Source organism: Microbispora siamensis, assembly GCF_016863095.1.
GTDB lineage: Bacteria > Actinomycetota > Actinomycetes > Streptosporangiales > Streptosporangiaceae > Microbispora > Microbispora siamensis.
On the sequence record NZ_BOOF01000015.1, the window covers coordinates 30,541 to 53,785 of the forward strand.

The following is a 23,245-nucleotide window of genomic DNA, read 5'->3' on the forward strand; positions in this document are numbered from 1 at the left end:
GAGGGTGCGTAATGTCGGAACACCCCAATGTGATCGTGGTGCGGGAGAGCTACGACGCCCTGGCCAAGGGAGACCTCGATTACCTCAGGGGTACCCTGCTCGCCGACGATGTGGTATTCCACGTCCCGGGCCGCGGCGCTCTGGCCGGCGCGTATCGCGGTAAGGACGAGGTGGTGAACTATCTCACCCGGCTCGGTGAATTGTCCGAAAACACGCTGGCATACGAGCCGGAATCATTCCTCGTCGGAGACGACAGGGTCGCCGCGCTGGTCCGCGTCCGCGGCGAGCGCGGCGACCGCCGCCTCGACGACCACGGCGTCCAGGTGTTCCGCGTGGCCGACGGGAAGATCACCGAACGCTGGAGTTACCCCTACGACCCCTATCTCTTCGACGAGTTCTCCGCCTGACGTCGTCTCGAGGCGGGGCGGCCGGGCCGGGCGGAACCGGCCCGGCCGCCCCACCCTCAACCCGCCGCCAGGGCCTCGGCCAGCACCGCCACGTATCCCTGCGTGAGCCTGGCGCGTTCGAGGTAGTGCTCCGGGTCGTCGGAGGCCACCGTGCCGAGGCCGTCGACGTACCGGTTGAACATGCAGAAGGCGGCGGCGATGAGGACGGTGTCGTGGATCTCCAGGTCGGTGGCGCCTTCTGCGCGGGCGGCGGCGACCTGTTCCTCGGTCACCTCCCTGCCGCCGCGCTGTACGGAGGCCGCGATGCGCAGCAGCGCCCGTATCTTCGGCGTCACCGGCGCCGTGTCGAGGTCGGCGAGCACCTGATCGACCAGGTCCATCCCCTCGGGTAGTCGTACGGCGGCGAACGCGGCGTGCGTGTGGAAACAGAATCGGCAGCGGTTCAGCGCGGAAACGTAGGCGGCGATCAATTCTCGTTCTCCGCGGCCGAGCGTGCTGTCCCCGCGTAACAGGACGTCCACCAGTTGGTTCAACGGCAGCGCGGCCTCCGGGCGGAACCGGAAAAGGCCGCGAACTCCCGGCTCGTCGGTGGCGAGGGCGATAAAGGGCCGGGTGGACCCGCGGTGATTGGTGTGCTGCCGCCCGGGCCGCCCGCCCTGCCGTGGAGAAGGGACGATGGAAAGTTCCTCGGCGACGTTGGGGCGTGCCGTTGGCGTGACTGTGTGTGTCATTTCCCTGACTTCCTCCTCGTGTTTTCCTCCCACCCTCAACAGTGCGAAAAGAAAGACGGGGCAACCAGGCGGAGGCGGCTCAGCAAGATGTCCGCCGCTGGCATTCTTCTGTCAATTTCCGAACTTGACGGACTTTCACCCGGCGCGTCCATGCGTGTCTGGGGCCGTGCCGGCCCTGGCCGGGGGGTGGCGCGGTCAGGCCGGTACGGGCAGGTGGGCCGCGGTCCTGCGGCGTTCGGCCTCGGCACGGGTCGTCGCCTCCCTGACCGGGCGCTGCACGAGCATCCCCACCAGAGTGGCGGCGGCCGCGCTGCCCAGCCCGATGACCCAGCCCGCGGGGCCGAGCGGGCGGCAGCCGAAGACCGCGCTGACTCCCGGCACCGTGACGATGAGCCACAGGACGGCCAGCGACGACAGCGACGCGAGCACGACGATCCTGTCCCGGCCGCCGCCCGCGAGCGTCTGCAGGAGCTGCGCGGACACGAGCGCGACCAGGCCGATGGTGTTCGCCCGACCGCGGGTGCCGGTCATGCGTCCCAGGATCCACGCGGCCGTCGCCGCCGCCGTCGTGACGGCGGCGCGCAGGTAGATGTCGCGGGTCAGCGACGCGCCCAGCGACGCCTCGGGGCCCTCGGCGAGCAGCTTGTCCGGATCGGTCGAGGCGGGCGGCCGTACGGCGACCGCCATGGCCGGCACCATGTCGGTGAGGAGGTTGACCAGCAGGAGCTGCCGGGCGTTGAGCGCGCTGCCGCCGGCCAGCAGGTTGGTCCCCACGGTGAACGCGATCTCGCCGACGTTGCCGCCGAGGAGGATGCTCAGCGAGTCGCGCACCGAGGTCCACATCGCCCTGCCCTCGACGATGGCGTCCACGATCGTCTCGATGCGGTCGTCGGTCACGACGAGGTCGGCGGCGGCCCGCGCGGCGGGCGTCGCGCGGGATCCCAGGGCGATGCCCACGTCGGCGGTGCGGATGGCGGGTGCGTCGTTGGCGCCGTCGCCGGTGACGGCGACGACCTCCCTGGCCCGGCGCAGGCAGGTGACGATCCTGGCCTTGTGCGCGGGCGTGGTGCGGGCGAAGACCGCCACGTCGGGCAGCACCTTCGTCAGCGTCTCGTCGTCGAGCTCGTCCAGCTCCGGGCCGGTCATGACGCGCTGGCCGTTCAGCGCGTTCAGCTCGACCGCGATCGCCTCGGCGGTGCTGGGGTGGTCGCCGGTGACCATGACGATCCGCACACCGGCCCGGATGAGGCGCCTGACGCTCTCCGCCGCCGTCGACCTGACCGGGTCGGCCAGGCCGAGGAAGCCGAGGAAGCACAGCTCCTCGATGCGCGACTCGTCGAGGTCGCGCCGGTCGGAGGCGGGCCGCTGCGCGACGGCGAGCACGCGGTAGCCCTGCCGGGCCAGCCGCTCCACCTCGCGCTCCAGCTCCATGCGTACGGACTCGTCGCAGGCGACCGGGCCGGTGTCGCGGTGCACGGTGGTGCAGTGGGTGAGCACGATCTCGGGGGCGCCCTTCACGCTGAGTAGGTGCCCGTGCTCGGTGCGGCCGAGCACGGCGTGGTAGCCCCGGCCCGGCTCGAACGGCATCTCGTCCACACGTTCCCAGCTCTCGAACCCTTCCTGGGGCGTGACGCCCAGCCGGTGCGCGCCGTCAAGCACGGCGCGGTCGGTCGGGTGGGCGATCACCCGTCCCCCGCCGGACATGGGGCTGGCCCGGACGGCCGCGGCGAGGACGCGCCGCAGCCCGGTGCCGGCCTCCTCGACGGGGCGTCCCGCCCGCCCATCCGACAGGTGCCGCAGGCTGATGCGGCCCTCGGTCAGCGTGCCCGTCTTGTCGAAGCACAGCACGTTGACCCGGCCCAGAGCCTCGATCGTGGACGGGTTGCGCACCAGGGCGGCGCGCCTGGACAGCCGCCGTGCGGCGGCCAGCTCCGCCACGGTGGCGACGAACGGGAGCCCCTCGGGCACGGCGGCGACCGTCAGGCTGACGGCGGGCGTGAGCGCCGCGGCCAGCGGCCGTCCGCGCAGGAGGTCGGTGAGGAGCAGCACCACACCCGAGGCGATCGACAGCGGCAGGATGCGGCGGCTCAGCTCCCGCAGGCGCAGCTCGACACCGGTCGGCGGGCCCGGCTCGCCCGCGAGCCTGGCGCTGCGCCCCGACTCGGTCATCTCACCGGTCGCGACGACCACCGCCCGGCCGCTGCCCGCCGCGATCGAGGTGCCCTGGTAGACCATCGAGCTGCGGTCGGCGATGGCCGCCGCCACGGTGGGCGCGGCCGTCTTGGCGACGAGCTGGGACTCGCCGGTGAGCGTGGACTCGTCCACCTCCAGGCCCACGGCCTTGATGACGCGGGCGTCCGCGGGCACGGCGTCCCCGGCGCGCAGCTCGATGACGTCGCCGGGCGCGAGCTCGTCCTTCGTCGTCTCGACGACGCCCTCGGGGCGGCGCAGCCGTACGAGGACCTCGGTGGACTCGGTCAGGCGGTGCAGCGCCCGGTCGGCCTTGAACCGCTGCACGCCGCCGAGGAACGCGTTGATGACCATGACGCCGCTGATCAGCACGGCGTCGAGGGCCGAGCCGACGAGGGCCGAGATGCCCGCGCCGGTGGCGAGGGCGGGCGTGAGCGGGTTGGCCAGCTCCTCCAGCGTGGCCTGGGCCAGCGAGTGCGGCCCCTCCGCCACCTCGGGCGCGGCCTCCGCGCGGCGCCTGCCCGCCTCCTGCTCGGCGATGCCCTCCGGGGAGGAACGGAGCCGGGAGAGCACTTCCCGCGCGGACATGGCGTGCCACGGCGTGGTGTCGGCGCGGGGTGGGGTGGGGGTACGGCCGGCGCTCCGCCCGTCCCACTCGCCGAGCACGATGGCGGCCAGCGAGACGGCGGCGCCGGCGAGTTGCGCCCGGCGCAGGGCGGTGCCGCCCGGTCCCGCGACGGCCAGCAGGGTGCCGACGCACGCGCCGGCCGCGCCGAGCTTCACGCCGTTGCTGCTGTTGCCGCGCGCCCGAGGCAGGCAGCGCAGGAACAGGTGGACGCCGTGCAGCTCGCCGGCGATGTCGGCGTCCCACGGCACCATGCGTCCGGGCTCGACGGCCTCGGGATCGACCACCCCGAGACCGACGTCGGCCTGGGCGAGCGCCTGCCAGGCTCCCTTGGACACGACGGCCACGCAGTGGCCCGCCGCCTGCAGGTCGTGGACGTGCCCGGCGAGTTCCGGGCCTCCGGGCAGCGTCCGGCCGATCGCGAGGCGCTGCGCCAAGCCCTCGTAGCCGCCCTCGTCGCCGCCCGCCAGGAAGACCGTTCCGGCCGCCTTGGCCGCGCCGACGACGGGTACGGCCAGGGCGTCGATCTCCGGGGCGAGACCGGCGACCGCGACCCGGGTGCCGTCCCTGGACACCTCCACCGCCCGCAGCCCGCGCGATCGCCAGAGGGCGGCGTCCGAGAGCAGGGAATCGGGGTCCGGCAGCGGGCGGACCGACCAGCCCTCCACGGTCCGGCTGCGGCCGGGGTCGGAGAAGTCGATGAGGGAGTAGAGCCGGGAGTACAGCTCGTCGGTGTCCTCTCCCGCGCGCAGCGGTTCGACGCGGTCGATCGTCCACGAGCCGGTCGTCAGCGCGTCGGCGTGCAGGACGACGGTGTCGACGCGGTCCATCTTGCGCAGGCAGTCGGCGTCGAAGACGACCGTGTCGTGCTTGCCGAGCGCGCGGCTGACGGCGCCCGCGAACGCCTCCCTGCTGAGGTCGGCGACCCTGGGGGTGGCGGAGATGAGGATGGACACGGCCCGTTCGCCCCGCGTGAGCACCCGGGTCACGGCGTACGCGGCGGCGCTGATCGGGGCGACCACGTCGGCGTAGCGCTCGATCGGCCCGTGCGGCAGGTGGGTCGGCCGCGGCCGGCTCTCCGCCCTGATGTGGTGATAGGCGCCCGGACGCGCGGCCAGCCGCTCCTCCAGCCCCTCCCAGGCGTACCGGCTGGCCTTGGTCTCGATGTAGCGCCCCACGTTCGCCACGGCCTGCACGAACAGCGCGGTGGGGCGGAGCGTGAGGGTCTGGGTGACGAGGTTGGCCGTGGTGAACAGGGCGTCGGTGGGACGGCGCCCCAGCCGGTGGTCGAGCTGCTCGCGGATCGCGGGCGTGGCGTTGGCCAGTTGCAGCAACGCGGGCACGACGGCCGGGAGCTGAGGGGCCCGGATCGCCTTGCCCAGGAAGATCAGCCCGATTCCGGTGACGCCGGCCGTCAGCCGCACGGTCGCCCGCAGGTGCTCCTCCACGAGGTGGACGGGGCTCTCGTGGGCGTGCTCCTCCTGCTCGTCGAGCTCCGCGGTGACGGCCAGCAGCTTGTCCTGGTCGACCCGGTCGGGGTCGCAGGCGACGAAGACGCCGCCGATGCGGCCGTTGACCTCCGCGCGCTCGACGCCGGGCACGGACTCAAGCCGCTCCTCCAGCAGGCCGGCCGCCGCCTCGGAGCCGGGCCGGCCGATCCCGCGCAGGTCGATGCGCAACCCGCCGGGGCAGAGGTGCACCTCGCGAGGGCTGGGCAGCAGGTCCCGGAACGGCTCGGGCAGCACGCCGCGCAGCAGGGCCGCGGACGTCGTGAGCACCTGGTTCAGGAACATTCGGCTCTCCAGCAGACGGGAGCCCGGAAATCCCTCATCACCCCTCCTCGCGAGAGTCGGGGGGAACTCACGGATGGATTTCGCCTGAACCCGAACGAAGGCTCAGGCGCTGGTCATAACGGTCGTTACGACCGTCCTCGGATACCTTTCCTCCATCCGGAGCAGGAGAAACGCGGGAGTGCGAGAAACGCGCCGCCCGCGATCGGCGCGGTGGGCGGCCCGCGTCGGGCCGCGAAGTCACCCGATGGTGAAGGCGGGCCAGTCGAGCATCGTGAGCAGCTTGCGCAGGCCGGGCTTGACGTTGTGCAGCCGGATCGGCCGGCCCAGGGGGATGTCGGACAGCAGGGCCAGGGCGCGCAGGCCGTAGAGGTCGATGAACTGGAGCTCGGCGACGTCCACGGTTCCCGTCCCCGGCCTCGTCCACTCCCTGTGCAGGGTGTCGGCGAACGCGTCACCGTTGGTGAGGTCGATCTGCCCGATCAGCCGTACGGAGCCGTCTCCGGAGGCGCGTACGACCAGTTGCTTGTCGAGGTAGAGCAGGTTCTTCTTGTCTAGAGTGGATTCGAACGACCCATTGACGGTCATCATGTCGGTGCCGCCTTCCTGTAGAGGGGCAGCCATCTCCGAGCATCACCGTCGCTGCTCGCCGGTGTCAACCGAACCGCCGCCCGGGTGACCGTACGGCCGATCACCGCTCCGTCGCCGGATGGCCCGCTGCCTGCGACGACGTCCTCTCGGCCGTACGGCTGTGCAGTGACGTAAGTCACGTTTATCGCACGAAGAAGGTTTCAGGGTTTGCGCGCCACGCCGCCGACGAACGTGTGGTAGGTGATGCCGCGTTCGACGAACTCGTCGGGGTCCGGCCGCCACTCGGCGAGCGGCACCAGGCCGGGTTCGAGAAGCGGCAGGTCGCCGAAGAAGGCGAGGATCTCCTCGCGGGTGCGCCACCGGCCCGTGCCCAGGTGCTCGTTGAACAGCTTCTCGGCCGAGGCCGCCTGCGCCGACACCTCGGGCATGCCCGGCCCCGGGTTGTGGAAGTGGGACAGCGCCAGATAGCTGCCGGAGGGCAGGGCGTCGCGGAAGCGCGCGGCGATCCCCTGGGGGTCCTCGTGGTCGTTGAGGTGGTGGAGGATCGCGAACAGCAGCAGGGCTACCGGCTGGTCGAAGTCGATGAGCGCGCGGATCCCGGGGTGCCCCAGGATCGCCTCCGGGTCGCGGATGTCGGCCTCGACGACCGTGGTGCTCCCGTTCGTGGCGAGCAGCGCCCGGCCGTGCACGAGCACGATGGGGTCGTTGTCGACGTAGACGACGCGAGCCCGCGGGGCGACCGCCTGGGCCACCTCGTGCACGTTGCCCTGCGTGGGCAGGCCCGAGCCGATGTCGAGGAACTGCCGGATGCCCGCCTCGGCCGCCAGGTGGCGGACGACGCGCCGGAGGAAGGCGCGGTTCGCCCGGCCCGCCGCGGGGGCGTCCGGCGCGATCCGCAGCGTCGCCTCGCCCACCTGCCGGTCGATGGCGAAGTTGTCCTTGCCGCCGAGGAAGAAGTCGTAGACACGGGCGATGCTCGGCTTGCTCGTGTCGATCCTGGCGTTCTCCCGGTCGTGCCCGGCAATGGCGTCGCCCGCGTGCTGGTCGTTGTCGGCCATGATCCGTCCTGTCCCTCGCTGTACGGGTTCAGATCGCGATCATGGTAAGGCCCGCGGGGGCCGGGAGAAGGATGTTTGCGATAAGTGGCACGAACGGGTCGGTCAACGGATAAGACCGGCCGCGTCGGGCGGCCGCCTGGAGAGGCCGCCCGCGAGCGCCGGATCAGACGCTGACACCGACCCCGCCGCGCGTCTGCGCGCCGTACCGCTCCAGTTCCTTCGCGAGGTCGAGCGGCTTGATCTGGGCGCGTCCGTTCAGGACCTCGTCGGTGAGCAGGTCGGCGGGCACCAGCCAGGAGACCTCGAACTCCAGCCCGTCCGGATCCTTCGCGTACAGGGCCTTGGTGGTGGAGTGGTCGGACGCGCCGATCAGGGCGTTCATCTCCGTCAGCCTGGTGGCGATCCGGTGCAGCTCGGCGAGCGTGTCGACCTCCCAGGCGAGGTGATAGAGGCCGACCGTCGCGCGCCCGGCGGACGACGGCCCCGCCTGCGCCCCGATCTGGAACAGCCCGAGGTCGTGGTCGTTTGAGGACCCCTCGGCCTGCAGGAACGCCGCCCCGGGGAACGCCTGTACGACGCGGAACCCCAGGGCCTCCTGGTAGAAGGCCACGCTGCGGGAGACGTCCCGCACGTACAGCACGGCGTGGTTGAGTCGCTGGACCGGCATGACGCCCTCCCGAAAACTTGAACTCTCAAGTAATTGTACCTCGGTGGGTTTCCCGGAAACTGTCGGTGGCAGGTCGTACCGTGGCCACCGGGCGGAGCCGCCAGGGGGTGGCGCACCGCCCACCGGCGCTCCACACGGCGCCGGAAGCAGGGGGTCGGGTAGCGTGCCGGCGACGAGGCCGGCAGAGGGGGACGACATGATCGTGGACAGGGCGACGCGGGAGCACGAGGACAACCTGGTCCTGTTCCGGGCGGTGCACGAGGTCGCGGTCCGTCATGCCGGCGCGCCATACCACCAGGTGGTCTCGGCGCTGGCCGCCGGCCTGCCCGGCACGCCCCGGCTGGCCGCCGACGAACTGCGGCGCATCGCCGAGGAGATCAGCCTCGGCCGCGACCCCTCGGGCCTGTGAGCCGCTGAGCGCCTGAGCGTGACCGTCCCGGCCTCTCGGGTCGCACGCGGTGGAAGTGGAGCCGGTCCCCGCCGAAACGGTGGGGGCGCGAACGGCGGAGTGTCAGGACTTCCAGCGGATCGGCATGTTCTGTCCCATGGCGCAGGTAGTGGGCTGCGATCCGCAGAAGGCGGCCTGCAGGTCGAGCGAGCGGGTGTTGGTGACCGGTAGCTGCGTCTGTCCCATGACGAAGGTGGGGGAGATGGTCCCGGTGAGGCTCTGGTTGTGTCTGCCCTCGCCGGACCTGCTCTGGCTGCCGCTCGCGCGTCCTCCTTCGATCACCTGACCTCCGCCTCCACCCGGCCCGTGGACGCGGAAGGCCGCGAGCCCCTCCCGTACGGGCGGGGTGACACGCGCCGCCACCGGCTGCGCGGCGCAGATTCCCGTCGCCGGGATCACGAGCGCGGCCAGGGCCAGCCGCCGGGCCGTGCGGACCACGGTGTCGCCGGGGGGCCGCGTCCAGTAGCGGGACATCTCGGTACTCGCCTTTCCGCTGGACGGCCGACGGTGACCGTCGCCCGTCCGGTTCTGTGGAACGGCGGCCTCATACCCCGCCGGAGCAGGGCGCTGACCCGAGCTGGACAAGATCGGCACAGGTCCTTACCGGCCCTTGGCGTGCCCGGCCCCCGCGATGGCCGCCCGTTCCTGCCATGGACGCCGGTGACAGCGGAGACGGCACTCTTCAGGACCTGTACGGGGTTCGGTGCGCGGGGCCGAGCACCGGGCGGCTGTCGACGACCTGCTTCATTACGAGAGTGGATGTCAGCCGCTGGATGCCGGGGAGCGTGGCGAGGTGATCGTCTTCCAGTCGTTGGTAGGCGGTGAGGTCGGCGGTGAGGACGCGCAGGAGGTAGTCGGGATCGCCGAACAGGCGTTGGGCCTGGACGACCTGGGGGATCTCGGCGACGGCCGCCTCGAAGCTCAGCAGGGTGTCGCGGTCCTCCTGCCGCATGGTCACGAAGACGAGCGCTTGGAAGGGCAGTCCGACGGCTTCGGGGTCGACGATGGCCCGATAGCCGCGGATGGTCTTGCTGCGCTCCAGCTCACGGAGCCGGCGGTGGCAGGGGGACACGCTCAGCCCCACCCGTGAGGCGAGCTCGGTGACAGTGAGGCGACCGTTCTCCTGCAGCAGGGCAAGGATTTCCCGGTCGATGGCGTCCATGGGGTGGATCTTTCTATTCAAGCGGCCCTACGGGCAAGAAGCCGGCACCATCAGAACCTCGGCAGGGGACCGTCGCCTTCAGGCGACGGGGGAATGCCGTCCCTGACTGGTTTCTCTCCGGGCTCATCGCGAGTTCCTCTCACTGCTGGATGCGATGGGCGGTTCTTTCATGGTGATCGTGTGACTCGTCAGGTGCGCGCCTCCCCCCGATGCGGCGCATGACCTCGGATACCACGTGGTGTGGTGTCCGAAGACCGCCGTCCCGTTCTGGCTGGCCGGGTGAAGGCCCGCCTTGAGGAGCTGATCCGCGGCCTGCTTTGGCTGACCGGTGATTCCACGCTTCCTCCTCCGGGTTTTGACGGCACCTTCCGATAGCGTGGTGATCTGATTACTGAACGTGAGAGGAACGTGGGAGGTGGGTGTGCGCCGGTCATTCACGTTCCTGCTGCGTCCCACCGAAAAGCAGGGCGCCTCGCTCGCCGCGTGCCTTGAGGATGCACGGCAGGGCTTGCCCTTCGCGACGCTGCGGAAGCGGCTTAGCGAGAAGCCGCTCCCTTCAGGAAGCGGAGGAGTCACCGTCGCCTTCTGGGGTGTCGCCCTGCTGCTGATCGTCGTGCCGGGAGCGGACTGGGCGTTCACGCTCAGCGCGGGGCTGCGCGACCGGTCCGTGGTCCCGGCCGTGGGCGGGCTCGTGCTCGGCTACGCGGGCATGACCCTCGTCGTCGCGGCCGGTGTCGGTGCCTTCGTCGCGGAAAATCCCGCAGCGCTCACGACGCTGACCGTCCTCGGCGGCGTTTACCTCGTGCTGCACGGCGTACGGACACTCGCCTCGCCTTCCCCGCCCCTCACCGCGACCGGTGACGCCGCGGCCGAGGCGCAGGCGAGGACGGGCTGGGCGACCATCGCCCAGGGCGCCGGAGTCAGCGGACTCAACCCCCAAGGGCCTGCTGATCTTCATCGCGCTGCTTCCGCAGTTCACCAGCCCCGACCGGGACTGGCCCTTACCCGTCCAGATGGGCGCCCTGGGCCTGGTCTTCACGATCACCTGTGCGGCCTTTTACCTCGCCCTCGGCTCGGTGACGCGAACCGTCCTGAATTCCCGCCCCGCGGCGGCGCGGACCGTGAGCCGCCTGGCGGGTGCCGGGATGATCGCCGTCGGCATCTCCCTCATCATCGAAAGGATCGGCGGCGGTGCGGCGCTTTGAACGGTGAGCCCGTGCGTCGATCTAGCCGTGCAGGAGGGCGGCGGGGTCGGCCATGACCTGCTCGATCACCTGTCCGGCCGCGCCGAGGGCGGCCGCCTCGGCGCCGAGCCGTGACACGACCACGGGTGGCACGGCGCCGCGCATCTGACCGAGGCGGGCCTTCAGCGTGTCGGCGACCATGTCGCCGATCCAGGGGAAGAGCGGCGCGTAGATACCGCCGAGGACGATCGCGTCGGGATCCACGAGGTTGACCGCCGACGACAGGGCCACGCCGAGTGCCCAGGCCGCCCGCTCACAGGCGGCACGCGCGTTCTCGTCGCCCTCCCGCAGCCGGGAGAGCATCCACGACACGCCCTGCTGCGCGGGCAGGAGCATCCCGGGCGAGGGCGAGGGGCCCGCCGCGGCGGCCGCTTGGTGCGGCGGGCCGGCCGGCGCGTTCCCGGACGCCCCGGCCGGGGGCGCACCGGCGGCGAGGCGGCCTGTGGCGGCGGAGCGGGCTGCGGCGGTGGTGCGGGCGGCGGTCAGGAGTGCGTCCTGGCCTGCGTACTGTTCGAGGCAGCCGCGCCCGCCGCAGCGGCACGGCGGGCCGTCGGGGGAGACGACGACGTGCCCGAGTTCCCCGGCGAAACCGTGTGCGCCCCGGAATAGCCGGCCGCGGACCACGAGGCCCGCTCCGATGCCGATCTCTCCCGACACGTGCAGGAAGTCGGGCAGTCCCGACCCGAACCACAGCTCGCCGAGCGCGGCCAGGTTGGCCTCGTTCTCCACACGTACGGGGAAGGGGAACCGCAGGAGCGACGCCAGCGGCACGTCGCGCCAGCCGAGGTTCGGCGCGTTGTGGACGACCCCGCTGGTCATGTCCACAGGGCCGGGGACGGCCAGCACGCCGGCGACCACCCGCAGACCCTTCTCCACAGCTTCGTCCACAACCGCGGCGGCCAAATCCCCAAGTCGCGCGATCACGTCCACAGGGGGCGCGGCCCGGTTGTCCACAGCCTGTGTACGGCGCAGCCGTACCGTCCGGGCGAGGTCGACCACGCACACCGCGAGGTAGTCGACGTTGATCTCCAGCCCGAGGGCGGCGACGTGCTGCCCGCTGATCCTGATCTCGACGCCGGGCCTGCCGCGCTCGCCGTCCCGGACGGCGCCGGTCTCCACCACGAGACCCCCCTCGATGAGGTCGCCGACGAGCTTGGAGACGGTCGTCTTGGTCAGGCCGGTCATCTCGGCGAGGGCGGCCCGGGTCACCGATCCCCGGGCGCCGACCGCGCCGAGGACGAGCGCCAGGTTCTGGGCGCGCATCGCGTCATGCCGCAGGGCCTGCGTCATCGCACCCTCCGAGCGGGTCCCGCCTCACGCCGGACGGCCCGCGTCATCGCACCCTCCGCGCGAGTCCCGCCTCACGCCGAACGGCCCGCGTCATCCGCACCTCCACGCGCCAGCCGCGTCACGCCGTACGGGCTGCGCCATCACATCCTCCACTGCCGGCGTTGAGAACACGGACACACCCTCTTGACCCTGCGGCTCATCACGTCGGATATTTAGTCCACAACATAGACTAATTCGGAGGCGACTCATGTACACCCCCACTCCCGAGGACCGTTTCACGTTCGGGCTGTGGACCGTCGGCTGGCAGGCGCGCGACCAGTTCGGTGACGCGTCCCGGGCCCCGCTGGACCCGGTCGAGAGCGTCCATCGCCTGGCCGAGCTCGGCGCGTACGGTGTGACCTTCCACGACGACGACCTCCTCGCGGTGGAGCAGGACCGCGCCAAGGCCATCGAGAGCTTCAAGAAGGCCCTGGCCGACACCGGCATGAAGGTGCCGATGGCCACGACCAACCTGTTCACCCACCCGATCTTCAAGGACGGCGGTTTCACCAGCAACGACCGCGACGTCCGGCGGTACGCCCTGCGCAAGGTCATGCGCAACATCGACCTCGCCGCCGAGCTCGGCGCCAAGACGTACGTGTGCTGGGGCGGCCGTGAGGGCGCCGAGTCCGACGCCGCCAAGGACGTGCGGGTCGCGCTCGACCGCTACAAGGAGGGCTTCGACCTCCTGTGCCAGTACGTGATCGACAAGGGCTACGACATCCGGTTCGCCGTCGAGCCCAAGCCGAACGAGCCGCGCGGCGACATCCTGCTGCCGACGATCGGCCACGCCCTGGCCTTCATCAACTCTCTGGAGCACCCCGAGATGGTGGGCCTCAACCCCGAGGTCGGCCACGAGCAGATGGCCGGGATGAACTTCGTGCACGGCATCGCGCAGGCGCTGTGGCACGGCAAGCTGTTCCACCTCGACCTCAACGGCCAGCACGGCCCGAGGTTCGACCAGGACCTCGTCTTCGGCCACGGCGACGTGAAGAGCGCGTTCTTCCTGGTCGACCTGCTGGAGAACGGCGGCTACGACGGCCCGCGCCACTTCGACTACAAGCCGCTGCGCACCGAGGACAAGGAAGACGTCTGGGACTCGGCGGCCGCGAACATGCGGACCTACCTCATCCTCAAGGAGAAGTCGAAGGCCTTCCGCGCCGACCCCGAGGTGCAGGACGCGCTGGCCGCCAGCAAGCTCACCGAGCTGGCCCAGCCGACCCTGGCCGAGGGCGAGACGTACGAGGACGTCCTGGCCGAGTCGATCGACGTGGACGAGGTGGCCGCCCGCGGCTTCCACTTCACCCGGCTCAACCAGCTCGCGCTGGAGCACCTCCTCGGCGTACGCGGCTGATCGACCAGGTGAGAGTGGAGGGACGACGACTGTGACGCTGGTCGCGGGGGTCGACTCGTCGACCCAGAGCTGCAAGGTCGTCATCCGGGACGCGGAGAGCGGGGCCCTCGTGCGCGAGGGCCGCGCCTCCCACCCCGACGGCACCGAGGTCCATCCCGAGCACTGGTGGACCGCGCTGCAGAGCGCGATCGAGCAGGCGGGAGGGCTGGCGGACGTCGCGGCGGTGAGCGTGGCGGCCCAGCAGCACGGCATGGTCTGCCTCGACGAGGACGGCGAGGTGGTCCGGCCGGCCCTGCTGTGGAACGACACCCGCTCGGCCGGGGCGGCGGCCGACCTGGTCGCCGAGCTGGGCGGCCCGAAGGCGTGGGCCGAGGCCGTCGGCAGCGTCCCGGTGGCCTCCTTCACGGTGACCAAGCTCCGCTGGCTCGCCCGCAACGAGCCGGACAACGCCCGCCGTACGCGGTCGGTCTGCCTGCCGCACGACTGGCTCACCTGGCGGCTCGCGGGCCGGCCCGGTGTGATCACGACCGACCGGGGCGACGCCTCCGGCACCGGGTACTGGTCGCCCGCCACCGGCGACTACCGTACGGACCTGCTCGAACTGGCCATGGGCAGGGTGCCTGACCTGCCCCGCGTGCTCGGTCCCGCCGAGCAGGCGGGAACGGCCGAGCAGGGCGGCGCGCTGCTCGCCCCCGGCACCGGCGACAACATGGCGGCGTCGCTCGGCGTCGGCATGCGGCCCGGTGACGTGGTGGTGTCCATCGGCACCTCGGGCACGGCGTTCGCCGTCTCCGAGGCGCCGTCCGCCGACCCGTCCGGGGCGGTCGCCGGGTTCGCCGACGCCACCGGCCGCTACCTCCCGCTGGTCTGCACGCTGAACGCGGCACGGGTGCTGGACGCCGCCGCCCGGATGCTCGGGGTCGGCCCCGAGGGGCTGAGCGACCTCGCCCTGCGGGCGCCGGCGGGTGCGGACGGACTGGTGCTCGTGCCCTACCTGGAGGGGGAGCGCACCCCGAACCGTCCCGACGCCACGGGGTCGCTGCACGGTCTCAGGCTGGCCACGTCCACCCCCGAGCACCTGGCCAGGGCGGCGGTCGAGGGCATGCTCTGCGGCCTCGCCGACGCGCTGGACGCCCTCGGGGTCGAGCCGCAGCGCGTGCTGCTCATCGGCGGCGGCGCGCGCTCGGAGGCGGTGCGGCGCATCGCGCCGACCGTCTTCGGACGGCCGGTGCTCGTGCCCACCCCCGGGGAGTACGTCGCGGACGGCGCGGCCAAGCAGGCCGCCTGGCTGCTGTCGGGGGAGCCGGAACCGCCGCTGTGGGACACGGGCGCGGCCGAGCGCTACGAGGCGGATCCCACCCCCGGCCTGCGCGAGCGCTACCAGGAGGCCGCGCAGGAGTGACGTCCGGGGTGGGGCCCCGCGAACCGCGCCCCGAAGGCGCGGCGTCCCCGACGGCCTGGGCCCCACCCTGAGACGACCCTGACCCCTTCTCGGGGGGATCTACGCGTTGTCCCGGATGTTAGGAAGGGGCCATTCGCGGGATTCTCACCATATGGTCAAGAGGTTCTATCCCCTGCTCGCCGGCGGCGGCATCCTGCTCGCGGTCGTCACCGTGGTGACGGCGCAGGTGAGCGGGGATTCCTCCCTGGACCCCGTCTCCATGACGATCAGCCAGTACGCCGCCCATGACGGGGGCGGCGCCATCGAGACGGCCATGGCCGTCCTCGGCCTGGCCTCGCTCGCGCTGCTGGCCGGGATGCGCGCGCTCGACGCGCCGGTGCACGGCTGGCCCGCCCGCCTGATCGGCCTGTGGAGCGTCTCGCTCATCGGCGCGGCCGTGGTCCCGTCGAGCACGGCCTGGCAGGGGGAGCTCCACGGTGTCCTGTCGGTTGCGGCCTTCGTGAGCGTGCCCGCCGCCGCCATCCAGCTGGTGGGCCGCCTGGGACAGGACGAGCGCTGGAAGGCCGCCGTCCGGCCGCTGGAGTGGCTGACGCTCGCCTCCGGTCTCGGCCTCGCGGCCATCACGTACGTCGCGCTGCCCGGCCACGGCGTCATGATCGGCCTGGTGGAACGGCTGCTGCTGACCGCCGAGGTGGCCGTCCTCGGAGTGCTGGCCGTACGGCTCGCGCAGCTCACCTGGGGGCCGTCGCTCAGGGAGCGGATCGGCCGGCACGCCGGCTTCATGGTCCACCGCTGACCGTGCGGAGCAGGCCGGGCCGTGCGGGCGCGGGGGCGCCGCACGGCCCGAAGTGAAACTTTCAGGTTCGGCGAGACATCCGCACAGTTCGTCTGCTCGCGGGGCCGCCTCGGGCTTGACCCCTGCCGGGGGCGCAACAACACTCCGCTGGAGTATCACCCCTTCGCGCGACCATCTGAGCGGTCCGCATTCCCCGTCGCACTCGTGTGCAGGTCCACACGGAGAGTTGTTAGCGCAAACATACGCAGGAGTCGATCAGGCCAGAGCGTGTTAGCGATAACACGACCGAGGTCCGTTCCAGTGGCGACGCCGGAGTCCGGTGCCGACCGGCCCGGTGGGACCGAGAAGGCGCCGGATCGGCGCCGACGGCCAAGAGGAGGAGACATGGCGCAAGACCAGAACGAGCCGGTGAGCGGCGAGCGGAGGCTGCTGAGCCGGAGATCCGTCCTGGCGACGATGGGAGCCCTGCCGGTCATCACGGCCGCGACGTCGGTTCTGGGGGCCACGGAGGCCGCGGCGGCCACCGCGACCATCAATCCGTCGGCGCAGCGGCAGACGATCCGGGGCTTCGGCGGCATGACCCACGCGGCCTGGGCCGGCGACCTGACGGCCGCCCAGCGGGACACGGCGTTCGGCAACGGCGACGGCAAGCTGGGGTTCTCGATACTGCGGATCCCCGTCGGCGAGAACCAGTCGGACTGGAGCCGTGACCTGGCGACGGCGAAGCGGGCGGTCGAGCTCGGAGCGACGGTCTTCGCCTCGCCGTGGAATCCCCCCGCCGGCATGGTCGAGACCTTCACCCGCGGCAGCCAGACCAACGCGAGACGCCTCAAGTACAGCTCGTACGCCGCCTACGCCCAGCACCTGAACGACTTCACCACCTACATGCGGAACAACGGGGTGAACCTGTACGCCATATCCGTGCAGAACGAGCCCGACTACGCGCAGGACTGGACGTGGTGGACCTCTGCCGAGATCGTCCGGTTCCTGCGGGAGAACGCCGGCTCGATCGGCACCAGGGTCATCGCGCCGGAGTCCTTCCAGTACGTCAAGAGCATGTCGGACCCGATCCTCAACGACTCCACGGCGCTCGCCAACGTGGACATCATCGGGGCGCACCTCTACGGCACGCCGTACTCGAACTTCCCCTACCCCCTCTTCAAGCAGAAGGGCGCGGGCAAGGAACTCTGGATGACCGAGGTCTACTACCCCAACAGCACCGACTCGGCGGACACCTGGCCTCAGGCGCTCGACGTGGGCGAGCACATGCACCACGCCATGGTGGACGCCGAGTTCCAGACGTACGTCTGGTGGTACATCCGGCGTAGTTACGGCCCCATGCGCGAGGACGGCCAGATCAGCAAGCGCGGCGCCATCATGGCGCAGTTCGCCAGGTTCGTCCGCCCCGGATACGTGCGGATCGACGCGACGGCGAACCCCGCGTCGAACGTCTACGTCTCGGCGTACCGGAGTGGTAACACCGTCGTCATCGTCGCCATCAACAAGGGGACCTCCGCGGTGAGCCAGCAGTTCACCGTGGCGAACGCCGGCTCGGCCGGTGTCTCGTCCTGGCTGACCGACGCGACCAGGAACGTCGCACCCCAGACGGCGACCAGCATGTCGAACGGCTCCCTCACCGTCACGCTCCCCGCTCGCAGCATGACGACCTTCGTGACCAGTCTGAGCGGCGGCTCCTCGCCCTCCCCGTCGCCCATCCTGTCGCCGAGCCCGTCCCCCAGCCCGTCGCCGACCCCCTCGCCCAGTGGCGGCACCGGGACCGGGCCCCGGGTCGCCTACACGATGAGCACCTGGAACAACGGCTTCACCGCGAGCATCAGCATCACCAACACCGGAACCTCGACGATCGACGGCTGGACGCTGGCCTTCACCCTGCCCTCCGGCCAGTCCATCACCTCGGGCTGGAACGCCACCTACTCGCCCTCCAGCGGCCAGGTGAGCGCCCGCAACGTCAGCTACAACGCCACGATCGCCCCCGGGGCCACCATCGACATCGGCTTCCAGGCCACCCACACCGGCAACACCGCCGAACCCACCGCCTTCACCCTCAACGGCGTCCCCTGCACCGTGGTCTGAACCTCCCGAAGGCCGGCCGGAGAGGGGACAGGGGCCGCATCCGCAGGTCGTGCGGCCTTAGAGGCGCGGTGTGCGGAGCGCGGGGTCAGGGTTCGCCGAGCAGGTCGCGCAGGCGATCGGCGTACGGCCGCCAGTCGAGGCCCCTGCCCTCCGCCCAGGCGTCGTCGTGGCAGGTGGCGAGATGGCGCTCGCCCGCGTCGCCGATCACGCTGACCACCTCGCCCCGTTCGCCCCGGTCGCGCATCCGGGTGACGAGTTCGAGGGCGGCCCACAGGTTCGTCCCCGTGGCGGCGCCGACCGCGAGCCCGGTCACCTGCCGTACGTACCGGGCGGCGGCCACGCTCGCGGCGTCGGGCACGGGGACGACCAGGTCGACGACCGCGGAGTCGAAGGCGGGCTCCATCCGCGGCCGGCCGACGCCCTCGATCCGGCTGGGCATGCCGGTGGCGTAGTCGGGGGCGCCGGTGGCCCAGCCGGGGAAGTAGGCGGAGTTCTCCGGATCGGCGACGGCCAGCCTTCCCGGGAGGCCGTCGGCCCGCAGGCGCCGGCCGATCGCGGCGGACGTCGCGCCGGTGCCCGCCCCGACCACGATCCAGCGCGGACACTCGCCGAGCTGCCCGAACAGCTCGTCGGCCAGGCTCGCGCCACGCCAGTCGACCTCCGCCGCCGTGCGGTAGTGGTCGAGGTAGTGGCCGCCGATCTCCTCGGACAGACGGGCGGCCTCCTCGTACACGGCGAGCGGAGGATGGACGTACCGGCACGTGCCGCCCAGCCGCTCGACGCCGGCTCCGGAGGACTTCTTCGGCATCACCGCGATGTACGGCAGGCCGAGCAGCCGGGCGAAGTAGGCCTCGGCGACGGCCATGGGACCACCGGTGGCGTCGACCACCGTCGTCCCCTCGGTGATCCGCCCAGAGGTGATCACCTGGGCGAACAGGGCGCGGGCCAGCCGGTGCTTGAGACCACCGGTGGGCTGCGCCGACTCGTCCTTCAGCCGCAGACGGACACCCCACGCCCCGGGCAGCGGAAACTCGCGAAGCGGCGTCGTGCCCGTGTCCTCGCGCTCCCGGTCCAGGCGCGCGACGGCCTCGGCCGCCCATCCGCCGATCATGTACGCCCCCTGTCCGTCCGCGTCGGTCGACGATCGTCGGCGGACCGGGGCGGCCGAGCCGGGTCCCGGTCCCCGAGCCGAATCAGCGCGGGCAGGTCAGCGCTGGGCGGCGGTCAGCATCTTGAGCGCGTGCTCCACGAGCGTGACGAGCACGACCTTGGCCGAGGCGCGGCGCCGTACGTCGCAGAGCAGGACGGGGACGTCCGGGTCGAGGTCGAGGGCGATCCGCACGTCCTCGGGCTCGTGCCGGTCGGCGCCGTCGAAGCAGTTGACCGCGACGATGAACGGCGTGCCGCGCTGCTCGAAGTAGTCGATCGACGGAAAGCAGTCGGTCAGCCTGCGGGTGTCGGCCAGCACGACGGCCCCGAGCGCGCCATAGGACAGTTCGTCCCACATGAACCAGAAGCGCTCCTGTCCGGGGGTGCCGAACAGGTAGACCACGAGCCCTTCCCTGATGGTGATGCGGCCGAAGTCCATGGCCACCGTCGTGGTCGTCTTGCCTTCCACGCCGTCGGTGTCGTCGACGCCGACGCCGCGGTCGGACAGCACCTCCTCGGTGCGCAGGGGGCGAATCTCGCTGATCGCGCCGACCAGCGTGGTCTTGCCGACGCCGAAGCCGCCGGCCACCAATATCTTGAGGGCGACCGGCTCCTCAGAGGGCGCGAAGGCCATTGATCACTTCCTTGAGAATGCGCTCGCTTGGCAGCGGCGCCACCTTGCCCGGAGCCCGTACGTCGACGAGCCCGAGGTCGTGCAGATCCCCGATCAGGACGCGGACCACGCCCAGCGGCAGGTCGATGTCGGACGCGATGTCCGCCACCGACGCGCCGCGGCGCGCGATCTCGAGGATCCGCCGCTGCTCGGGGCCAATGCCGGGGACGTCCCTCGGTGAGCCCGTGGTGGTCACCATGGTGATCAGATCGAGCTTGGCCCCGGAGTGCCGCGCCCGGCCCCCCGTCAGCGCGTAGGGCCGGACCAACGGCCCGGCCTCCTCGTCCATCCACTGGGGTCCCGTCATGTGGCCGCCCATCTCATGGGGAGATCCGCCGCGGGTTGGTGGAGATGTGCTGGCCCACCCGCTTGACCAGCATCGCCATCTCGTACGCGATGTGCCCGACGTCGGCGTCGGATGCGGCCAGGACGGCGAGACAGGTGCCCTGGCCCGCGGCCGTGACGAACAGGAACGCGGCCTCCATCTCCACGATGGTCTGCCTGACCTCGCCCCCGCCGAAGTGCCGCCCCGCGCCCCGCGCCAGGCTCTGGAAACCGGCCGCGACCGCGGACAGGTGCTCCGCGTCCTCCCGGCTCAGCCCCTGGGAAGCCCCGACGACGAGGCCGTCGGTGGAGAGGATCACTGCCTGGCGGACGGCGGCGACCCTGCTGATGAGATCGTCGAGCAGCCAGTTCAGTTCGCCGGTCGACGTCGCTTTGCCGGTCATTCGTCACCCTTCTCGCCGTGCGTGTTGTGTACGTGGTCGCCGGGTGCGGCCCCACCCGGCTGATCGGAGTCCTCCCGGCCCCGCAGCGCGCCGCGCTGGAAGGCGCTGAACATCGCCCTGGCCTCCTCCGGCGACCGCTCTTCCACGGTCGGGGCGGACAGCGGCGGTGTCTGCGGCGCCGTCTCCGGGGACTGGGCGCGAAGCTGCGGAGCGATGTTGGCCTGGCGAACCCTGCGCGGCAGGCCGGCGTGGGTTCCGTTGGAGACGGGGCCCCTGGCCCGCTGTTTGCTCGTCCGCTGCGCCAGGCCGTTCGCCGCCACCCCCGCGCCGGCGGGCGCCGGCTCGGACGACGGTGCGGGGGAGGGCGAAACGGACGGCGAGACGGCCGGAGAAGCGGAGGGCGCGGCCGGGCGCGGGCTCTCGAAGCCGGAGCCGAGGGGCCGCGAGGAGAGGTCGTCGCGCGTGGCGGAGGGCACGGCCTCGGTCCGCAGGGAGGCCGGCGTGAAGAACGGGGACGGCTCGGACGCGCCCGCACGCTCCTCCTCCGTCTCTCCGGGAACCTCGCTGAGAACCTCCCTGACAACCTCCCGGGGAGCAGAGCCGTGGACGCCGTCCGGAACGTCCTCCGCGACCTCCCCGGCGAGCGTACGGACCTCCCGGCGCCCACCGGCCGGGGCGGGGCCGCCCAGTCCGAGGTCGGCCTGGAGCGTGTCGCTGAGCGAGATGTCGGTGTCGTTGCCGCCTGCGGCCAGCGCGGGCTTCGCGTGGGCGCCGCGCGGGGCCGGGCCCGCGAGCGCCGCGGGCGAGCCCTCATCCACCACCAGGGTCCGCGGGATGAGCACGATCGCGGTCGTGCCACCGTACGGCGAGCTCCGCAGGACCACACTGATCTCGTGCCGGGCGGCGAGCTGGCCGACGACGAAGAGCCCGAGCCGGTCGCTGTCCGCCAGGTCGAACTCCGGCGGGTCGGCCAGCCGCGCGTTGATCTCGTCGTACTCCTCGGGCGTGAGGCCGAGACCGCGGTCCTCGATCTCCACCGCGAGCCCGTTGGCGACGACCTCTCCGCGCACCGCCACCTTCGTCTGCGGAGGCGAGAAGATCGTCGCGTTCTCCACCAGCTCGGCGATCAGGTGCACCACGTCGGCCACGGTCGCGCCGACGATGGCGGCGTTCGGCATCGGGGCCATCGAGACGCGGGTGTAGTCCTCGACCTCGGAGATCGCCGCGCGGACCACGTCGATGAGCGGCACCGGCTTGCGCCACGACCGTCCGGGCGCGGAGCCGGACAGGATGATCAGGCTCTCCGCGTGGCGGCGCATGCGGGTGGTCAGGTGGTCGAGCCGGAACAGGTCCTCCAGGCTCTCCGGGTCCTCGGCGCGGCGCTGCATCGTGTCGAGCAGCGTGAGCTGGCGGTGCAGCAGGGTCTGCTTGCGGCGGGCCAGGTTGAGGAAGACCTGGCTGACGCCGCGGCGGAGGGCGGCCTGGCCGACGGCGGCCTCCACGGCCGTGCGCTGGACGGAGCTGAACGCGTGCGCGACGTCCTCGACCTCGTTGGAGCCCGTCGCCTTGATCGGGGGCGCCTCGGCCTCGACGTCCACGTCCTCGCCCCGCCGCAGCTTCTCGACGACCTGCGGCAGCCGTACGTCGGCCAGTTCGAGCGCGGCGTCGCGCAGGCCGGCGAGGTCGCGGGCGAGACGGCGGCCGAACCGGACGGAGAAGACGATCGTGGCGATGATCACCACGAGACCCAGGCCGCCTGCGACCAGGATGCGGAGCATGATCCCGGTGGCGACCGAGGTGGCGGAGACGCTGAGCGCGTCCGAGGCCTTCACCCGGGCCGAGTCGAGCCGGAGGATCAGCTGGTCGATGGTCGGCGACCACTTCTCGGCGTCCGCGGGGAGCGGGCCGCCGGCGCGCACCTGGTTGACGATCTGGTTCTCCAGCGCGGTGAACCGGTCGAACAGCGGCGAGGTGAGCACCTGCTCGTACGGCGCCCGCATATCACCGCTGAGGACCGGCCGGTTCTTGCCGTAGAGGAACCGCCGGGTGGCGACCCACTCGCTGAAGGCGTTCTGCTCGTCGGCCGTCATCGTGCCGCTGGCGAGCGCCCCGCGCACGAGGGCGTCCTCACGAGTGATCATCTCGTGCGCGTTGCCCATCCCCTGCATGGCGCTGGCCTGCTGGAAGGTGGCCAGGTCGGGCACCGAGACGAGCCGCTCGTAGAGCGCGAACAGGTCGTCCATGATCGAGTTGTACGCGGTGATCGCGGTCAGCCGGTCGGACCTGCCGAGCGAGACGCCCTCCCGGATCGAGGGCAGGCGTTCGAGGGAGGACAGCAGGGACTCCAGGGGCGCCACGAGGTCGTCGCTCATGGCGTCGCGGGTCGCGCTGTCGTTGGCGGACCGCTTGAAGTTGTCCGCGGCGGCGGTGGTCTTGGCCTGCTGGGCGGTGAGCGCGGCGGAGGTGTTCTGGCCGCTGCTCAGGACGCCGGCGGTCAGCGCGCGCTCGGCCTGGATCTGGGTGCCCAGGTCGGTGGAGGTCACGCCGATGGTGTCGTACAGCGTCTTGGAGCGCAGGAGGACGAGGCCGTCCCCGACCGTGAGCTTTAGGGCAAATCCCCACATAGCGCTCAACATGAGCAATGGTAGGAGCAGCAACAAGAAGATCTTGAACCGAATCGACCGGTTTCTCGAACCCATAGCCCACTCCTGCATTGCTGGAGGCTCGCGCCGCATTTATGGGGGAATGCACCTCCGGAAGATCGCACAGAAGGCTAGCACCGATACAGTTCTGGCGCAGTGGGAGGA

20 protein-coding genes and 2 pseudogenes are annotated in these 23,245 nt (G+C 71.7%); 9 read left to right on the top strand and 13 right to left on the bottom strand.

The annotated features are described in order from the left end of the window. The first annotated feature begins 11 nt into the window (after positions 1–11). Entirely contained in the window at positions 12–407 is a 396-nt protein-coding gene (locus Msi02_RS15385) for a nuclear transport factor 2 family protein (protein WP_079314638.1), read from the top strand. A 56-nt stretch (positions 408–463) separates the two neighbouring features. Here Msi02_RS15385 and Msi02_RS15390 read toward each other — a convergent pair whose 3' ends face one another. From Msi02_RS15390 to Msi02_RS15410, 5 genes are all read right to left on the bottom strand, one after another. Further along, entirely contained in the window at positions 464–1,138 is a 675-nt protein-coding gene (locus Msi02_RS15390; protein WP_204048989.1) for a carboxymuconolactone decarboxylase family protein, read from the bottom strand. A gap of 195 nt (positions 1,139–1,333) precedes the next feature. After that, on the bottom strand, positions 1,334–5,746 hold the full coding sequence (locus Msi02_RS15395; protein ID WP_204048990.1) for a cation-translocating P-type ATPase: 4,413 nt from the start codon (positions 5,744–5,746) through the stop codon (positions 1,334–1,336). A gap of 237 nt (positions 5,747–5,983) precedes the next feature. Continuing rightward, a complete protein-coding gene (locus tag Msi02_RS15400) occupies positions 5,984–6,334 on the bottom strand; it encodes an STAS domain-containing protein (protein ID WP_204048991.1) in 351 nt (116 codons plus the stop codon). 200 nt (positions 6,335–6,534) lie between these two features. Then, complete coding sequence (locus tag Msi02_RS15405) at positions 6,535–7,392, bottom strand: SAM-dependent methyltransferase (protein ID WP_079314634.1); 858 nt, start codon at positions 7,390–7,392, stop codon at positions 6,535–6,537. Positions 7,393–7,555: 163 nt separating this feature from the next. Further along, the gene (locus tag Msi02_RS15410; RefSeq protein ID WP_204048992.1) at positions 7,556–8,059 is read right to left on the bottom strand and encodes a VOC family protein; all 504 of its coding nucleotides are present in this window, start codon (positions 8,057–8,059) and stop codon (positions 7,556–7,558) included. Between the two features lie 196 nt (positions 8,060–8,255). Between Msi02_RS15410 and Msi02_RS15415 the strand changes: the two genes are divergently transcribed. Next, positions 8,256–8,468, top strand: coding sequence for a hypothetical protein (locus tag Msi02_RS15415; protein ID WP_204048993.1), 213 nt, complete (start codon positions 8,256–8,258; stop codon positions 8,466–8,468). Between the two features lie 102 nt (positions 8,469–8,570). Here Msi02_RS15415 and Msi02_RS15420 read toward each other — a convergent pair whose 3' ends face one another. Both Msi02_RS15420 and Msi02_RS15425 read right to left on the bottom strand, forming a co-directional pair. Next, positions 8,571–8,981: a hypothetical protein gene (locus Msi02_RS15420; protein WP_204048994.1), complete on the bottom strand. Its 411-nt coding sequence runs from the start codon at positions 8,979–8,981 to the stop codon at positions 8,571–8,573. 208 nt (positions 8,982–9,189) lie between these two features. After that, positions 9,190–9,669 (bottom strand): Lrp/AsnC family transcriptional regulator, encoded by a 480-nt coding sequence (locus Msi02_RS15425; protein WP_204048995.1) that lies wholly within the window; start codon positions 9,667–9,669, stop codon positions 9,190–9,192. Between the two features lie 235 nt (positions 9,670–9,904). On the opposite strand from Msi02_RS15425, the pseudogene Msi02_RS44790 reads away from it, so the two are divergent. The 3 genes and pseudogenes from Msi02_RS44790 to Msi02_RS43240 form a co-directional block, all read left to right on the top strand. Next, positions 9,905–9,978 (top strand): annotated as a pseudogene (locus Msi02_RS44790) (IS200/IS605 family transposase); the annotation flags it as partial. Positions 9,979–10,090: 112 nt separating this feature from the next. After that, positions 10,091–10,552: pseudogene (locus tag Msi02_RS44870) on the top strand (LysE family translocator); the annotation flags it as partial. A 130-nt stretch (positions 10,553–10,682) separates the two neighbouring features. Next, entirely contained in the window at positions 10,683–10,874 is a 192-nt protein-coding gene (locus Msi02_RS43240) for a hypothetical protein (protein WP_239108438.1), read from the top strand. Positions 10,875–10,895: 21 nt separating this feature from the next. Here Msi02_RS43240 and Msi02_RS15435 read toward each other — a convergent pair whose 3' ends face one another. Beyond that, the gene (locus tag Msi02_RS15435; RefSeq protein WP_204048996.1) at positions 10,896–12,203 is read right to left on the bottom strand and encodes an ROK family transcriptional regulator; all 1,308 of its coding nucleotides are present in this window, start codon (positions 12,201–12,203) and stop codon (positions 10,896–10,898) included. A 247-nt stretch (positions 12,204–12,450) separates the two neighbouring features. Between Msi02_RS15435 and xylA the strand changes: the two genes are divergently transcribed. From xylA to xynC, 4 genes are all read left to right on the top strand, one after another. After that, on the top strand, positions 12,451–13,596 hold the full coding sequence (gene xylA / locus Msi02_RS15440; RefSeq protein WP_204048997.1) for a xylose isomerase: 1,146 nt from the start codon (positions 12,451–12,453) through the stop codon (positions 13,594–13,596). A gap of 31 nt (positions 13,597–13,627) precedes the next feature. After that, positions 13,628–14,998 (top strand): xylulokinase, encoded by a 1,371-nt coding sequence (gene xylB, locus Msi02_RS15445; protein WP_204048998.1) that lies wholly within the window; start codon positions 13,628–13,630, stop codon positions 14,996–14,998. A gap of 151 nt (positions 14,999–15,149) precedes the next feature. Then, complete coding sequence (locus Msi02_RS15450; protein WP_204048999.1) at positions 15,150–15,794, top strand: DUF998 domain-containing protein; 645 nt, start codon at positions 15,150–15,152, stop codon at positions 15,792–15,794. 384 nt (positions 15,795–16,178) lie between these two features. Continuing rightward, a complete protein-coding gene (xynC, locus tag Msi02_RS15455) occupies positions 16,179–17,888 on the top strand; it encodes a glucuronoarabinoxylan endo-1,4-beta-xylanase XynC (RefSeq protein ID WP_275414144.1) in 1,710 nt (569 codons plus the stop codon). An 85-nt stretch (positions 17,889–17,973) separates the two neighbouring features. Here xynC and Msi02_RS15460 read toward each other — a convergent pair whose 3' ends face one another. From Msi02_RS15460 to Msi02_RS15480, 5 genes are all read right to left on the bottom strand, one after another. Then, positions 17,974–18,999, bottom strand: coding sequence for a PLP-dependent cysteine synthase family protein (locus Msi02_RS15460; RefSeq protein ID WP_204049000.1), 1,026 nt, complete (start codon positions 18,997–18,999; stop codon positions 17,974–17,976). Between the two features lie 96 nt (positions 19,000–19,095). Continuing rightward, entirely contained in the window at positions 19,096–19,671 is a 576-nt protein-coding gene (locus Msi02_RS15465) for a GTP-binding protein (protein ID WP_079314623.1), read from the bottom strand. Further along, on the bottom strand, positions 19,652–19,999 hold the full coding sequence (locus Msi02_RS15470) for a DUF742 domain-containing protein (protein WP_179155108.1): 348 nt from the start codon (positions 19,997–19,999) through the stop codon (positions 19,652–19,654). Before Msi02_RS15470 ends, Msi02_RS15465 begins: the two co-directional genes overlap by 20 nt. Positions 20,000–20,030: 31 nt before the next feature. Next, entirely contained in the window at positions 20,031–20,438 is a 408-nt protein-coding gene (locus Msi02_RS15475) for a roadblock/LC7 domain-containing protein (protein WP_030507694.1), read from the bottom strand. Further along, entirely contained in the window at positions 20,435–23,062 is a 2,628-nt protein-coding gene (locus Msi02_RS15480) for a sensor histidine kinase (protein ID WP_204049001.1), read from the bottom strand. The genes Msi02_RS15475 and Msi02_RS15480 overlap by 4 nt, the downstream gene beginning before the upstream one ends. Between the last annotated feature and the right edge of the window lie 183 nt (positions 23,063–23,245).

Excerpts from the sequence above, each read along its gene's own strand:
- Msi02_RS15385 (WP_079314638.1), top strand. The coding sequence starts at position 12 with ATGTCGGAACACCCCAATGTGATCGTGGTGCGGGAGAGCTACGACGCC.
- Msi02_RS15390 (WP_204048989.1), bottom strand. The coding sequence starts at position 1,138 with ATGACACACACAGTCACGCCAACGGCACGCCCCAACGTCGCCGAGGAA.
- Msi02_RS15395 (WP_204048990.1), bottom strand. The coding sequence starts at position 5,746 with ATGTTCCTGAACCAGGTGCTCACGACGTCCGCGGCCCTGCTGCGCGGC.
- Msi02_RS15400 (WP_204048991.1), bottom strand. The coding sequence starts at position 6,334 with ATGATGACCGTCAATGGGTCGTTCGAATCCACTCTAGACAAGAAGAAC.
- Msi02_RS15405 (WP_079314634.1), bottom strand. The coding sequence starts at position 7,392 with ATGGCCGACAACGACCAGCACGCGGGCGACGCCATTGCCGGGCACGAC.
- Msi02_RS15410 (WP_204048992.1), bottom strand. The coding sequence starts at position 8,059 with ATGCCGGTCCAGCGACTCAACCACGCCGTGCTGTACGTGCGGGACGTC.
- Msi02_RS15415 (WP_204048993.1), top strand. The coding sequence starts at position 8,256 with ATGATCGTGGACAGGGCGACGCGGGAGCACGAGGACAACCTGGTCCTG.
- Msi02_RS15420 (WP_204048994.1), bottom strand. The coding sequence starts at position 8,981 with ATGTCCCGCTACTGGACGCGGCCCCCCGGCGACACCGTGGTCCGCACG.
- Msi02_RS15425 (WP_204048995.1), bottom strand. The coding sequence starts at position 9,669 with ATGGACGCCATCGACCGGGAAATCCTTGCCCTGCTGCAGGAGAACGGT.
- Msi02_RS43240 (WP_239108438.1), top strand. The coding sequence starts at position 10,683 with ATGGGCGCCCTGGGCCTGGTCTTCACGATCACCTGTGCGGCCTTTTAC.
- Msi02_RS15435 (WP_204048996.1), bottom strand. The coding sequence starts at position 12,203 with ATGACGCAGGCCCTGCGGCATGACGCGATGCGCGCCCAGAACCTGGCG.
- xylA (WP_204048997.1), top strand. The coding sequence starts at position 12,451 with ATGTACACCCCCACTCCCGAGGACCGTTTCACGTTCGGGCTGTGGACC.
- Msi02_RS15450 (WP_204048999.1), top strand. The coding sequence starts at position 15,150 with ATGGTCAAGAGGTTCTATCCCCTGCTCGCCGGCGGCGGCATCCTGCTC.
- xynC (WP_275414144.1), top strand. The coding sequence starts at position 16,179 with ATGGCGCAAGACCAGAACGAGCCGGTGAGCGGCGAGCGGAGGCTGCTG.
- Msi02_RS15460 (WP_204049000.1), bottom strand. The coding sequence starts at position 18,999 with ATGATCGGCGGATGGGCGGCCGAGGCCGTCGCGCGCCTGGACCGGGAG.
- Msi02_RS15465 (WP_079314623.1), bottom strand. The coding sequence starts at position 19,671 with ATGGCCTTCGCGCCCTCTGAGGAGCCGGTCGCCCTCAAGATATTGGTG.
- Msi02_RS15470 (WP_179155108.1), bottom strand. The coding sequence starts at position 19,999 with ATGGACGAGGAGGCCGGGCCGTTGGTCCGGCCCTACGCGCTGACGGGG.
- Msi02_RS15475 (WP_030507694.1), bottom strand. The coding sequence starts at position 20,438 with ATGACCGGCAAAGCGACGTCGACCGGCGAACTGAACTGGCTGCTCGAC.
- Msi02_RS15480 (WP_204049001.1), bottom strand. The coding sequence starts at position 23,062 with ATGTGGGGATTTGCCCTAAAGCTCACGGTCGGGGACGGCCTCGTCCTC.